This is a genomic window from Flagellimonas crocea (assembly GCF_033441595.1).
GTDB lineage: Bacteria > Bacteroidota > Bacteroidia > Flavobacteriales > Flavobacteriaceae > Flagellimonas > Flagellimonas crocea.
This window is the reverse complement of record NZ_JAUZVX010000001.1, coordinates 861612-875627: the sequence shown is the minus strand read 5'-3', so window position 1 is coordinate 875627 and position 14016 is coordinate 861612. Positions and strand designations below refer to the sequence as shown.

Annotated in this window: 14 protein-coding genes and 1 riboswitch; of the genes, 7 read left to right on the top strand and 7 right to left on the bottom strand. The window is 41.3% G+C overall.

What is annotated here, in order from left to right; all coding sequences use genetic code 11:
- Positions 1–52: 52 nt before the first annotated feature.
- Positions 53–285, top strand: a riboswitch (cobalamin riboswitch).
- Between the two features lie 69 nt (positions 286–354).
- Entirely contained in the window at positions 355–2217 is a 1863-nt protein-coding gene (locus SD449_RS04035) for a TonB-dependent receptor plug domain-containing protein (protein WP_318308924.1), read from the top strand.
- A gap of 341 nt (positions 2218–2558) precedes the next feature.
- Here SD449_RS04035 and SD449_RS04030 read toward each other — a convergent pair whose 3' ends face one another.
- The 3 genes from SD449_RS04030 to SD449_RS04020 all read right to left on the bottom strand — a co-directional run bounded on the left by SD449_RS04030 (position 2559) and on the right by SD449_RS04020 (position 6395).
- Positions 2559–2999 (bottom strand): hypothetical protein, encoded by a 441-nt coding sequence (locus tag SD449_RS04030; protein ID WP_318308923.1) that lies wholly within the window; start codon positions 2997–2999, stop codon positions 2559–2561.
- A complete protein-coding gene (locus SD449_RS04025; RefSeq protein WP_318308921.1) occupies positions 2996–4600 on the bottom strand; it encodes a hypothetical protein in 1605 nt (534 codons plus the stop codon). Before SD449_RS04025 ends, SD449_RS04030 begins: the two co-directional genes overlap by 4 nt.
- Positions 4601–4901: 301 nt before the next feature.
- Positions 4902–6395, bottom strand: coding sequence for a S41 family peptidase (locus SD449_RS04020; RefSeq protein WP_318308919.1), 1494 nt, complete (start codon positions 6393–6395; stop codon positions 4902–4904).
- A gap of 210 nt (positions 6396–6605) precedes the next feature.
- On the opposite strand from SD449_RS04020, the gene SD449_RS04015 reads away from it, so the two are divergent.
- The 5 genes from SD449_RS04015 to SD449_RS03995 all read left to right on the top strand — a co-directional run bounded on the left by SD449_RS04015 (position 6606) and on the right by SD449_RS03995 (position 9695).
- A complete protein-coding gene (locus SD449_RS04015; protein WP_207033049.1) occupies positions 6606–7115 on the top strand; it encodes an RNA polymerase sigma factor in 510 nt (169 codons plus the stop codon).
- Positions 7102–7536 (top strand): hypothetical protein, encoded by a 435-nt coding sequence (locus SD449_RS04010; RefSeq protein ID WP_225604693.1) that lies wholly within the window; start codon positions 7102–7104, stop codon positions 7534–7536. Before SD449_RS04015 ends, SD449_RS04010 begins: the two co-directional genes overlap by 14 nt.
- A 13-nt stretch (positions 7537–7549) precedes the next feature.
- Entirely contained in the window at positions 7550–8089 is a 540-nt protein-coding gene (locus tag SD449_RS04005; RefSeq protein ID WP_318308915.1) for a DUF4252 domain-containing protein, read from the top strand.
- A 113-nt stretch (positions 8090–8202) separates the two neighbouring features.
- The gene (locus tag SD449_RS04000; protein WP_318308914.1) at positions 8203–8742 is read left to right on the top strand and encodes a DUF4252 domain-containing protein; all 540 of its coding nucleotides are present in this window, start codon (positions 8203–8205) and stop codon (positions 8740–8742) included.
- Positions 8743–8879: 137 nt separating this feature from the next.
- Positions 8880–9695, top strand: coding sequence for a mechanosensitive ion channel family protein (locus tag SD449_RS03995; protein ID WP_318308912.1), 816 nt, complete (start codon positions 8880–8882; stop codon positions 9693–9695).
- 26 nt (positions 9696–9721) lie between these two features.
- On the opposite strand, the gene purB is transcribed toward SD449_RS03995, so the two are convergent.
- A complete protein-coding gene (purB, locus tag SD449_RS03990; RefSeq protein WP_318308910.1) occupies positions 9722–11065 on the bottom strand; it encodes an adenylosuccinate lyase in 1344 nt (447 codons plus the stop codon).
- A 46-nt stretch (positions 11066–11111) separates the two neighbouring features.
- Positions 11112–11684 (bottom strand): adenylosuccinate lyase, encoded by a 573-nt coding sequence (locus tag SD449_RS03985; RefSeq protein ID WP_318308908.1) that lies wholly within the window; start codon positions 11682–11684, stop codon positions 11112–11114.
- Positions 11685–11720: 36 nt separating this feature from the next.
- Here SD449_RS03985 and SD449_RS03980 point away from each other — a divergent pair, with 36 nt between their 5' ends.
- Positions 11721–12173 carry a heme-binding domain-containing protein gene (locus SD449_RS03980; RefSeq protein ID WP_318308907.1) on the top strand — a complete coding sequence of 151 codons (453 nt, stop codon included), beginning with the start codon at positions 11721–11723 and terminating at the stop codon, positions 12171–12173.
- Here SD449_RS03980 and SD449_RS03975 read toward each other — a convergent pair.
- Together SD449_RS03975 and SD449_RS03970 are read right to left on the bottom strand one after the other, a co-directional pair.
- Positions 12163–12855 (bottom strand): SIR2 family NAD-dependent protein deacylase, encoded by a 693-nt coding sequence (locus tag SD449_RS03975; RefSeq protein ID WP_318308906.1) that lies wholly within the window; start codon positions 12853–12855, stop codon positions 12163–12165. The two genes, SD449_RS03980 and SD449_RS03975, sit on opposite strands and share 11 nt — an antisense overlap.
- 5 nt (positions 12856–12860) lie before the next feature.
- Entirely contained in the window at positions 12861–14000 is a 1140-nt protein-coding gene (locus SD449_RS03970; RefSeq protein WP_318308904.1) for an amidohydrolase, read from the bottom strand.
- Positions 14001–14016: the final 16 nt, after the last annotated feature.

Below are 14016 nucleotides of genomic sequence, written 5' to 3'. Positions count from 1 at the left end.
TCAAAAGTAAGATTATTTAATTTTTGCGGAAAAAGATTAAACAGATTGATTAGCTTTGGCCCCGAATTTTGGTTCGCACGGAGTTTCCGTGGGATTAAAAGGGAATCCAGTGAAAAACTGGAGCTGTTCCCGCAACTGTAAATGTATGTGCCGAATCGGCACTGATGTTTTTTGAGCATCAGTACGTAGTAGGCGATTGTCTCTTCTTCAAAGCCACTGCCCAATGGGTGGGAAGGTAGGAGACAAAACACAAGCCAGGAGACCTGCCAAATTCAAACAAACAATGTTAAACTTTCGGGATAAAAGTTTACGTATGCATCACATACTATTCTCCCGTTTATTCAATTAAACGAAATGAAAAAAAATCATTTATGGTTGATTACCGCCCTATTGGCGGGCAAGGGAATTTTTGCACAAAATGTACAGCAAGATTCACTTAAAGTGCAACAACTGGACGAGGTTGTTGTAAGCGACTCAAAATTTGAGTTGAAACGAGAAAACTCAGGAAAAACAGTGATCAAAATCACTGCTGAAGAAATGCAGCGCAACCAGGGCAGGACGGTTGCGGAAATCATCAACACCAAAAGCGGTATCGAGATTGCAGGTAGCCGCGGTCGTGATGGGGATGTGCTTGGGGTGTATGCGCGTGGTGGCCGTGGACGTCAGGTTTTGATCATTATCGATGGTGTTCGTGTGCAGGATCCATCTACATTTTCTGCAGAGTACGATCTTCGCTTGCTTTCGCCCAATACCATCGAATCCATTGAGATCATTAAAGGAGCGGCAAGTACGCTTTATGGAACCAATGCGGTAACGGCCGTGATCAATATCACAACGAAAAAGAGCTCCGAAAAGAAGATTGCAGGAAATTTTGAAACGAGCGTAGGGACCAATCAAACAGCCGATGACCAGAATTATAATATCGGGAGCATTCAAAATTCTGCGAATGTGAACGGTACTTTGGGCAAGTTCAATTATGGGGTCGATTTTTCCAACCGATATAAGAGTGGGCTCTCTGCCGCGGTGACGCCAGAGAACGAAGAGGACATTTTTTCCCATTACAGCACTAATCTAAAGCTAGGGTATCAGTTTTCGGAAAGTTTTGGGGTTCAGGTTTATGGTAATCAGACCAAGTTCAAGAATGAATATGATGCTTCAATGGCCGAAGCTGATAATTTGGGTGAAAATGAGCAGCAACGCGTAGGTCTGTCATCAGAATTTGATTATGGCAAAGGTTCCATTCACTTGAACGCTGCCTATACGGACTATGAGTCCGTGGCCAATGACACTTTTGGGGAAAGTATGACCGAAGGAAGTAATTGGGTGTTGGACGTGTACAATAAATACGTTTTTGCTGAAAAGTTCCACACGGTACTTGGGGTGAATTATATAAAGGTTGAAGCGATTTTTACAGAAGAAGTGGATTTTACCATTGTTGACCCTTATGCCAATGTGGTCTATGTTTCGGATTTTGGATTGAATCTGAATGCGGGCGCCAGACTGAACAATCACTCCGAATATGGAAACCATTTTGTGTACAATGTGAATCCATCATTTGTGTTTGATACTGAAGATGGATATGTAAAATTGATGGGGTCGTATGCTACATCGTACATCACACCGAATCTAACGCAATTGTTCGGTGCTTTCGGCGGGAATCCAGAATTGGAGCCTGAAGAAAACGCTACCATTGAGGGAGGTATTGAATTTAAACTCGATAATACTTTCCGAATCAGCACGGTTTATTTTGATAGAAACGAGACGAATGCCATTGGTTACGATGCCAATTTTATGAGCATCAATGTGGCGGATGAAATTGATGCCAATGGGGTAGAGGTAGAAGCTACGTGGTTGCCTTGGAGCAGCTTTAGCGTCAATGCCAACTACACCTTCACGGAACGGAAGGGCGACAATGCCATCCGTATTCCCAAGCACAAGGCGAATGTGTCTTTGTGGTATCAATTCTGTGAGAGTACCGATGCGTCATTGACCTACGCTTACACTGGTGAACGTTTTGATACGGATTTTGCTACGTTCTCGGATATTGCCTTGGAACCATTTTCACTGTTGAACTTTTCCATTAGGCACGAACTGATTAAGAATAAATTGAATGTATTCTTGAATGCGGATAATTTGCTGAACGAAGATTATCGTGAATTGCTAGGTTTCACCACCCGAGGACGAAACTTTAGGATCGGGCTCAACCTGAACCTTTAAAAAGGAAAAGCGGCCGATAGGCCGCTTTTTTATTTTGATTAGGTATTGAGTAATGTTGTGACAATTTCTTTTAGACTTACGATGCATATTCAATTTCAATTTCCCTTTTTTTGCCTTATATGGGTCAAAAGCCCAAATGATAAGTTCTTTTGCCTTGGAAACGGGAGTTTTAGTTAAAACCTTCCTTATATGATTTCCAGAATTACTTAGTTTTCCAAGACCCCTGCTTCCTCGACCATATTGTTCAAGCGGGTCCCTCTATATACCCAAGAAATGGGTGTTTTTTGGAGCAATTTTATGTTAAAGTAAGTTATACCTTGGATTGTGTAGTATATTACTGCCTATTCTTTTGGCCTGTTTTCTTCAATCCATTTTTCCAGATTTCCTATTTTCTGTTTAACAAAGATTTTCCAATTTGTAGTCGATGTTAGCCCCTCATTGTCCAAGGCTTTTAAATACCAATCTTTGTGCCTGAACATGGGCATATTAAGAAAGTCTTCAAAATCGGCTCCAACAAACCAAATATTATCAATTAATTTTATTGTTTGATTCTTGTTCAGGTCTAGGTTGTTAAATAAGTTATGATGTTTACCCCAACTAAATATTTCAATTAAATCTAATTCAAAAAGTTTGTTCAGTACATCTAACCCATGTTTCTTGGCTTTTTTAGTAGTAAAATCACGGTATCCTAGATTCTGAAGTATTGAATAAATGAACTCCACACCATCATTAGGGATAAAAATATCCAAATTTTGTTCATCAAAAATATTTTCTTTTATCATGGTAATACGAATTTAACGTCCCTCACTTTTGACCAAATCCCCGCAGCTCTGAAGTCTAAAGTTATTGTAGCAGGAATATTACTACTGGAAGCGGTTATAGGTCGGTAAGTTATAAAGTTCCCATTTCCCATATTGGCTAAAATTACTCCATCTGCTTTATTTGTTTTTGATATTGCGTGTTTTGTTAGTGCCTTAAAAAGTTCCGATGCTTTTGCAACTGGAGTGTTAGTCACTACTTCTCTTACAGTATTATTGTTTCCCATCTTACCCAAAAGCCTAACTTTCTTGACCATGTTGTTCAAGCGGGTTCCTCTATATACCCAAGAAATGGGTATTTTTTGGAGCAGCTTAATGGCAACTGGGGCACCTACTTCAAAAAGTGCTATCTCCAAAACAGGTGTTATACCTGCAACAAAACCACCTGTGACAGCATCGAACATTCGGTTATTGTAATCCTCCGTAATGGCCTTTGCCATAGTATAAAAGGCCTGTAGATCAGATTTTGTGAAAGTTCCATAATCTGAGACCAAACTGTCAAAATAATCGGCCATTAAAATACCCTCCTGCCCATGGAGCGTGCGTAGGCCTTGGGCCATCATTTTTATGGATTTCACGCAATCGTGTCCCACGCCGCAAGGAGAATTGGGCAACATTTTTAATTTAATGTACCAAGCGGAAAAATCTTTAACATTTTTGGATACTATCCCGTTTATTTTGTTGGCTTCTACAAATTCAATAACCCTGCTCACTTCATACTTATTCTTTGAATCCCTGACCCAGTACGCCTCTGGTGAAGCATATACAAAGCCAAGGTCGCTGTTGAGCTGGTGCAATTGTTCGTGAGTTACCACTATTTTGGTAATTACATCGGAGTCGGCCAACGGAAGGTCGGAATCGTTTGAGGAACCTCCACCTCCGCCACTTCCTCCATCGGAGCTTCCGCCGCCACCGCCCACACCATCGAAAGGATTGGGTGAGATAAAGCAAACCGTATTGTTCACTATGTAGGTGTCTTGGCAACCAGGCCCTGCAACACCTTCGCCCAAGCCGTTGTCCGTGTGCCCGCCATAGTTACATATTTCCGTGGTGTAGTTTATGCAACCACCCGCAGAGGCCATAAGTTTTTCGTAGTCGAGCGGTTTTGCTTCAATGCTCCCAGAAAATGCGGTGTTAGGGTTTTCTTTAAAACTTTCTAAATATGCCTCATCGGGAATGTATACAAAAAGATAAGCTTCTGGATCTTGCCCGTCCTTATTGGAAATTACGAGGTTCTCGAAATTGGGCCAAATATCATCTTCCCTAATCACGCTAAAAGTGTAATAGTTGTCATTTTCAAATGATTTTTTAATGACATTGGTGGAATCTATTTGAAAATTGTATTCTCCTTTTTTATCGGCGGTGTTCTTCTTTATTTCCTTAACAACTACATCGTCGTAAAGTTTTTTAAGTTCATGAAATTCATCAAATTGTCCTTTTACAGTAATTATTTCGTTCAATTGTGATTCCTCCAACAACAATTGTTCTTCGAACGTCTTGTTACATGCATTAAAAATCAACAGTACGAATAGAGATGTGAGTAATAGTTTGAAATTTGTTTTCATGATATAATGGTTAAGTTTACTATTTTGCGGATAGTGGAAGTACTTTTTCAAAAAGCAATCACGAAGAAGCTTTTGCTAATGTAGTGGGGAGATACCTCATGAATTAGAATTAATAATAGCCAACTTTAAAAAATTTCTGGCTAAAGTTTAATTAAGAGGTTGATTGCAATTTATAAAAAAATTCGGAATAAAGGATACGTATTTTACTTACAAAGGGTTAAAATAAGAATTATTGATATTTGAAAGAAGTGTTCACCTGAACCTTTAAAAGAAGAAAAGCGGCCAATTGGCCGCTTTTTTATTATTTGTTCAACTGCAATGGCTTTTCCAAATACATATTGTCTTTTAATGGAGTATGCATTCTGGAACTGTCAAAGTTCTCAGCTGGCATTTCCACAGTAAAGTCTATTTTAGCAGATATTCCAGAAATTTCTTCTAGGGCGCGTGCCAAAAGAGGCTCGTTTGGGTCGCCCAACACACCAAGATTGGTCAAATCTTCGCTAAGGGCTATATCTGGGATTAGACCGTCGATATAATCAGAATTTCCGACTGCGTTTGTATTTATTCCCACCAAAGGCTGCAATCCCCAGCTGTTTTGAGGATTAATATTACCTTCACGGTCGCTATTGTAGACAAAAGAATTTCCTGGGTCATCGACCAAAGTGATTGAAAATTCAATTTTTCCACTGGTAACCTCCCCAATGTGAATAACGTCCATATAAGGAGCAAGACCGTTCATTACTAATTCACTGGCGGAGGCGGAATCTCCTGTTGCTATTACAAATACCCTTGTAAGATTTAACGAGTTAATAGGGCTTGAACCAGTTGAGCTGGCAAAATAATCCGTCAAAAACTCTTCTGAAAATTCAGCTTGAATTTTATCATTCCACTGTTGTTTGATGTAAACATTATTGGTGTTGGTATCATAGATCATACTGGCCAATAAGCGAGAAGTATTCACGGAGCCGCCCGGATTGTAACGCATGTCCAAAACCAACTCTGTAGCACCATCAGCCTTAAATTGGGCGAAAACATCGTTCAAATCTTCATTAAAACTGCTCAAAAAGCGGTTGTACATCAAATAGGCCACATTGGTGCCGTTTACGTCCAAGGTTTTAGCAACTAATATTGGGTCTTCGATTTGGTTCTCTATTTTGGTCAGGGTAACTTCTTTGGCGCTGTCCGAGATGGTGTTGTTCGATACTGTCGCCATTCCTAATGTATAGGTACTATTTTCACCAAAAAGCAAAGTTCGATAATTGTTTACAGTTAGTTGAGTACCATCGACGCGTGTAAAAAATTCACCCCTTTGGATATCTTTGGTGGAGGCATCCGAATTTGGGACGATGTATTGAACGAACCCAAACACATCACCAGAATCCCCGATAAGCCCTAAACCAAATTCGAGTCCATTGCTTTGGGAAATGCCGGAGAGGCTACTAACCAATTCACTATAGTCTTCGTTTGCAAAACTGAATCGGTCTGTGGCAGTTTCTTCACCTACTATTCTCTCATGGTTGTTGCAAATACTGTAAAAGAAATTTTCAGCATCGGGGTAGGATTCCAAAAAAGCCGTGTACTCGGCATCGGTGGAAAATCGAGTATCGGCCAAATCGGCCACATCACCTTGCCAAAAATACCAAAGGTTCATAGCCTTCCACATAAAGTCTTGAGCGGTGACGTCGGCAGTTGGTTCAGGGTTTGGGGTTGGACCAGGCTTGATACCGTTATCATCATTACTGCACGAGGTCAACAGCAAGGAAAATCCTAAAAACAGGAAAGAATACTTTTTCATAGCTTAATTTTTATTGAATTTACTCAAATTTTGTTCCAAATTGATTATTGGTGTAGGTTTAGATGAGCATTATCACATGGATTAACATGTAAATTTACCCTGCAAAATAGGGCTATATGAGGAGATAACAAATTTTTTGTAACAAATTTCGATATGTATCGTCGTGATAGTGTAGACCGATAATTAACAGACTGAACAACAAAACAACCAATGAAACAAACAGAATTCTTAAATGTGGTTTTACCATTTCAGGATAAACTGTACAGGCTCGCAAAACGCCTGTTGGTTTCCAGGGAAGAAGCGGAGGATGCCACTCAAGAAATTTTGTTGAAGTTATGGTCGAAGAACGAGTCGATGGAGAAGTACAAAAACGTAGAAGCTTTTGCCATGACCATGACCAAAAACTTTTGCTTGGACCGTTTAAAGTCCAAACAAGCGGGAAACCTAAAATTGGTTCACAGCAACTACAGCGACGAAAACACCTCCTTGCAAAAACAGTTGGAGGCCGAGGACAGTGTAAGTTGGATGGAACGTATAATGGAAGACCTGCCAGAACAACAAAAAATGATATTGCAGCTACGGGATGTAGAGCAATACGAGTTCGATGAAATATGCGAGCTATTGGACATGAAACCCACTGCGGTGCGCGTAGCACTGTCGAGGGCCAGAAAAACAGTAAGGGAAGAATTAATAAAAAAACACAACTATGGAATTGGGTAACATAGAAAAGATATTGGAAAAGTATTTCGAGGCCACTGCAACAGTGGGCGAAGAAAGAACATTAAGGGAGTATTTTTCACAAGACGAGGTAGCCCCTCACTTGGAGCAGTACAAACCTATGTTCAACTACTTTTCCATGGCCAAGGAAGAAAAGTACACCAAGCAGGTACCATTAAAACCTAGAGTAAACTATTACAAGTGGCTATCCGTTGCAGCAGCAGTAGTTTTGACCTTTGGCATTTATTTTGGAAATCAGTATCAAGAAGAACAGCGCTTGGAACAAGAAAAGGCGGAGTACGCCTACGAAGAAACCAAAAAGGCCTTTGAGCTCTTGGCGGAAAATTTTAACAAAGGCACAGAAAAAGTGGCCTATCTAAAAGAGTTTGAAGAAGCAAAACAAAAAATTTACAACAACAATTAAAAAACGTAACAACATGAAAAAGTATATTTTAATCACAGTAATGGCTTTATTGCCTTTGGCAGGGTTTTCACAATCACTTTTTGATAAGTTTGAGGACCTCGACGATGTAACATCCGTAGTGGTGAACAAAAGTATGTTCAATCTGCTCGCAAAAATCGATGTGGAGGTGGATGATCCAGAAGCACGGGATTTTATGGATATTGCCAGCAGCCTAAAAAGCCTAAAGGTGTTTACCACCGAGAACAAGAAAATCGGGGAAGAAATGAAATCCTCTGTGGACAGCTACCTAAAATCTTCCAAAATGGAAGAACTTATGAGGGTAAAGGACAAAGACGCCAATGCTAAGTTCTACATTAAAGAGGGTAGGGATTCCGACCATGTGAGCGAGCTGCTTATGTTCGTTACCGGAATAAACAACGTTGAGGCCAATGGGCATAAATTTGAGACCGTGATTTTATCCCTTACCGGAGATATTGACCTGAACAAAATAAGTTCATTGACCAAAAAAATGAATTTGCCCGAAGAACTCAACGAAGCTGGCAAGAAGAACTAATCACACTTCGGTTGACAATAATCGGAAGGGAATTGTAACAAAACACAGAAACTCCCAACTTATTATTGTCAATCGATTTTTAGATTTCAAAATCAATCAAAAACATAGAAAAGATGAAACATATCATTAAAACCGTATTGGTTGCCGGAGCAGTGCTCCTGGCTTCCTGCGCTTCGCAGCCAAGTCTGCAGGAGTATTACGTGGACAATTCGGAGAACCCCAATTTTTTATCCATAGATGTACCTGCCAGTATTCTTAAAATGGACGGGATAGATTTGAACCCGACACAAAAAGAAGCCATTGAATCCTTGAGAAAATTCAACTTATTGGCCTTCAAGAAGAATGCCGATAATGAAGCAGAGTACGAAATTGAAAAGAAAAGAGTTCGAGAGATCCTAAAAGGTGATGACTTTGTGGAACTAATGAAAATCAATTCAAAATATGGCAAGGGCGTCATTAAATATTTAGGTGATGAAGATGCCATTGATGAAGTGATCATTTACGGAGATAGTGAGGATAAAGGATTTGCACTTGTCCGTGTATTGGGCAAGGATATGAACCCCGCCCACATTATCCAATTAATGCAGGCCATTCAAAAATCCGATTACAAAGGTGAGGGACTTGGAGAAATCGGGGACTTTTTAAAGGGCTAAGACCAATCATCATAACTTCAATTAAGGGCGACATTTGTTGCCCTTTTTGTTTTTGGAATGTTTTGAACGAATAAATGAGTGACCTAGTTTAGTATCTTAGTGTCTCATTATAAGAAAACTAACAAAACCAAAACAACATGGAGAAAGCACAAGAATGGTTCGATTATGGAGTTGAACTGGCAAAGGATTTTGGCCCAAAACTGGTAACGGCACTCCTCATTTATCTCGTAGGAATGTGGGTGGTAAAAAAGATAGTTGGGGGAACCCGCACAGTAATGTCCAAAAGTAAGTACGATCAGTCACTTCAAAAATTCCTACTCAACTTATTTTCTTGGGCCTTAAAAATTTTTCTGATCATAATCGTGATCTCCCGCTTGGGAGTCGATGTCACCACTTTTGCTGCGGTAATCGCTGCGGCCGGCCTTGCCGTGGGACTTGCTCTTCAAGGATCACTCTCCAATTTTGCCGGCGGAGTCCTCATCATGATTTTTAAACCCTATAAAATCGATGACCTTATTGAAGCACAGGGTGTTTTGGGCAAGGTAAAGGGCATCGAAATATTTACGACCAAATTGGTAACACCTCAAAACAGATTGGCCATTGTGCCGAACGGGGCCATGGCCAACGGGAACATCATCAATTATACCGCCGAAGGCAAGATAAGGGTGGACACGGTCATAGGTGTGGGATACGGCGAGGATATCAAAAAGACAAAGGAGGTATTGCTAAAGGTGTTGACATCCAACGACAAAGTACTCACGGACCCTGCGCCCTCGGTAAACGTGATGGAATTGGCTGATAGCTCAGTGAATTTTGCCGTTCGTCCCTTTTGCAAGCCAGAAGATTATTGGGATGTGTATTTCGCCACCCACGAAAATAGTAAAATCGCTCTTGACGAAGCTGGAATCGAAATCCCTTATCCGCACAGAGTTCAGATACAAAAAGAAGGTTGATTATCTTCCCTTCACTTATTAAGACATTAAACCCCGGTGTAATTCGCTGGGGTTATTTGTTTCAATTCGGCCTTAATGGCATCCGAAATTTCTAGTGTTTCAATAAAATCAGCGATGGATTTCTGATTGATTTTCTCGTTGGTACGTGTCAAGCCTTTTAAAGCTTCATACGGATTAGGGTAGCCTTCCCTTCTTAAAATTGTCTGGATAGCTTCCGCAACCACGGCCCAATTGTCCTCCAAATCCTGTTCAAACTTGGCTTGGTTCAGCACCAACTTGTTCAAACCTTTTAAAGTGGATTGAAACCCGACAATGGTATGTGCAAAGGGTACTCCAACATTACGAAGCACTGTACTGTCCGTAAGGTCACGCTGCAAACGGGAAATAGGCAATTTTGCCGATAAATGTTCAAAAATGGCATTTGCCAAGCCTAAATTTCCTTCTGAATTTTCAAAATCGATGGGGTTTACCTTGTGCGGCATGGCCGAAGAGCCAACTTCCCCTTTTTTGATTTTCTGTTTAAAGTAGTCCATGGAGATATAGGTCCACATATCCCTGTTCAGGTCAATCAAAATGGTATTGATGCGCTTAAGACAATCGAACAAGGCCGCCATATGGTCGTAATGCTCAATTTGGGTGGTAGGAAAGGAGTGGTGCAACCCTAATTTTTCCTGCACAAATTGTTTTCCAAAGGCTCTCCAATCATTGTTGGGATAGGCCACCTTGTGTGCATTGTAATTTCCCGTAGCGCCACCGAATTTAGAGGCGCTGGGAATATCGTTCAATAAATTGAACTGCTCCTTAAAGCGTTCCACAAATACATCAATTTCCTTGCCCAAACGGGTAGGGGAAGCAGGTTGACCGTGTGTTCTGGCCAACATGGGGATGTTTTCCCATTCCTTGGCAAGTTCCTTCAATTTTTCAAAAACCTCCAAATAGGAAGGCACATAAACATTGTTCACGGCCTCTTTAATGGAAAGTGGTATTGCTGTGTTGTTGATATCTTGTGAGGTCAACCCAAAATGGATGAACTCCTTGTATTTTTGAAGATCTAAAGCATCAAACTTTTGCTTGATGAAGTATTCCACCGCTTTTACATCGTGATTGGTGGTTTTTTCAATATCCTTGATCGCCTGTGCATCGGCCGTAGAAAACTCTTGGTAGATTGCCTGTAGATTCGGAAAGAGAGCCTTATTGAAATCCGCTAACTGTGGCAATGGGATTTCACAGAGCGCGATAAAGTATTCAATCTCTACTTGAACGCGGTATTTGATCAGCGCTTCCTCCGAAAAATAGTCTTTAAGGGCCTTGGTCTTGTTTCTATATCTACCGTCGATCGGCGAAATGGCGTTTAGTGGTGTCAATGACATGGTCAAGAAAATTTTGAAAGGAACAAAGATACTTAAACGTGCCAGTTTAGACCCCCAATTGGGCCAACTTATCCAGAGTTTTTTTCGCCCTGTTTTTGTATCCTGTGGTTCCTGCGGCATAATTGACCTCTAAAACCTGTTTGAGTTCGGGATGGACCCAATCAAATTTTAGACCTAAATAGTACAAACTTGTCATAGCAAATACTTTAGGAGCAACGTTCATGGGGCTTATGAGCCAATCAAAGCAAACTGTCATTATTTTTTCCAAATGATCGTTGGTCATGTTTTGAACAAACTCTGGATTCTTTTTTTTGAAATAGGCCTCACATAACATTTCGCATACATGGGCAATGGGCCTAATACAGGATTCGGACTTTAATTCGGCCAATCCATTTGTAAACTCATCAATAAAGGGGATTAGAAAAACAAGTTGCTTCCGCATCAAATGATCAAAGGTCCAGCTTGCGCTGTAGGTTCCTTCTTTATCTTCCATCAAAACAAGCCTAAAAAGCGCAGGTGCCAATTTGGGGTGTTCTTCCAATTGAAGCACCAAGCCATCTATCTGGGATTTTGATATCCTGCCGGAATCAAGTGCGGTATAAAGCTGTTCTTCTGTCACAAAAAATCAATACATTTATGTAAATCCAAGGAAAAAATGAAAATAGTAAAAAAAATAGCAATTGTCCTCTTGATCGTATTGATCGGGATACAATTTTACCGTCCCGAAAAAAATAAGGCCGAAGGTGATTATGTGGCTGCTTTTGAAGCTGAGACCCAACCCTCCGCTGAGGTAAAACAAATTTTAAAGACCGCCTGCTACGATTGCCACAGTGCCAATACGGAGTATCCTTGGTACAACAACATAGCTCCGGTTTCCTATTGGTTGGCGGACCACATTGAAGATGGAAAAAGACATTTAAATTTCTCCGATTGGGATAATTATGACAATAAGAAGAAGGACCATAAACTGGAAGAGGTAATTGAAGAAGTAAAAGAGGGGAAGATGCCCCTGAACGAATACACATGGACACATGCCGATGCCGACTTGTCCGATGAGCAAATCAATGCGTTGGTTGCTTGGGCAAAAAAGGCCAGAGCTAATTATTGAAAAGCTCGTTTACCAATAGGGGAATTCCTTCGGCCGCGGTTTTGGGGATTACGGTGAGGTTATAAAAATCCGCTGACCGAATGTTGGGCTTGGGATCCACAAAGTATATCGGGGTCTGTTCCGGAGCGTAATGGATTAAGCTCGCCGCAGGGTACACTTGCATAGACGTTCCCACAATAATCAAAATGTCCGCTTGTTGGGTAATCTCGGCAGCAGTTTCCAACATCGGCACCATTTCGCCAAACCATACAATATGGGGGCGTAATTGATGTCCGTTTTCGTCGGTATCGCCTAGAATCAAATCTTTTTTCCAATCCAAAACATGGTTTTCATTGATGGTGCTACGCACTTTAAAAAGTTCACCGTGCAAATGGACCACATGCGAGCTACCGGCCTGTTCGTGCAGGTTGTCCACATTTTGGGTGATGATGCTCACATCGAACGCCTGTTCCAGTTCGGCAAGGGCCAAATGTCCTTTGTTGGGCGAAACATCCAATAATTGCCTTCTTCGCTGATTGTAAAATTCCAGTACCAGTTCAGGATTTCGGGCAAAGCCTTCCGGAGTGGCTACTTGCATCACATCATGGCCTTCCCACAGACCGTTTTCATCCCTAAAGGTTTTTAGGCCGCTTTCTGCACTCATTCCCGCTCCTGAGAGCACCACGATCTTTTGTTTGGACATCAGGTTCAGATTTCTTTCAGTATATCCAAAATTATGGATTTGAACATAGAAACCCCAGTGGAAATAATTTCGTAGGGGAAATCATAATCCGCATTGTGCAGAGCGGGTGTAGAAACTCCTGAACCTATCCCGAACATTGCGGTTTTGTAGGATTTGGAAAACCAACCAAAATCTTCCCCAAATTTGAAAGGCGTTTTTCTTTGGACTATGGACAAATTATTTGCCTCTGCCGCTTGTTGGACAAATGCATTACTTTCACTATCAACAGAACTGGCAGGAAAATGTTCCAGCCATTCCAGTTCATACCGTAGTTTGTGCTCATGGCTTATCTTCTCCACCAGCTTGATGAGTTCTGATTTCAATCCATCCATTTTGGCTGTGTTCCATGTCCGAAGTGTATAGTGCAGCTCTCCGTTCGCAGGAGAGACTCCATAGGATTTTTGCCCCATGCTGATATGTATCGGGGTTAAAAGGGCAAAACTGGAATCGGATGGCTCTGGAACGTTGAGTTCCGATATTTTTTGGATGATTTCAGAAAGACCCAAGGCAGGATTGATTCCATTTTCAGGTTCCGAGGCGTGGGATTCCTTTCCTCTCACCTTGATGATGACACTCTGTACTTCCGCAGAAAACCCATTGTCCATTAAAATGATGCTGTGCATCGGCTCCTTGGGAATATTGTGAAGTGCAAAAACGTAGTCGGGCCGTATTTTTTTGAATTTTTCATCCTCCAGGACCCGTTTGGCACCCTCTCCCGTTTCTTCCGCGGGCTGAAACAGCAGTACGACCGTGCCGCAAGCCAAAGGTTTACGTTCTAACCACGGTGCAAGACTGGCAACCATTGCCATGTGCCCGTCGTGACCGCATTTGTGCGATATTCCTTTTTTGGTGGATTTGTGGTTGAAGGAATTGATTTCCTGTATCGGCAGGGCATCAAGTTCGCAACGAATTGCAACGGTGGGGCCTTTTTTTGGAAATTTGTAGATGGCTGCCAAGCCAGCCCCACCAATTCCTTCGATAATTTCCGTGGGATGATATGGTGCCAAAAAGTTTTTGATCAATCCGGCTGTGCCATATTCCTGATTGGATATATCCGGATTTGCATGTAGCCGGTGCCTTAGATCCAATATATCCTTTTCAATCATTTGCTAAGTATTCGAG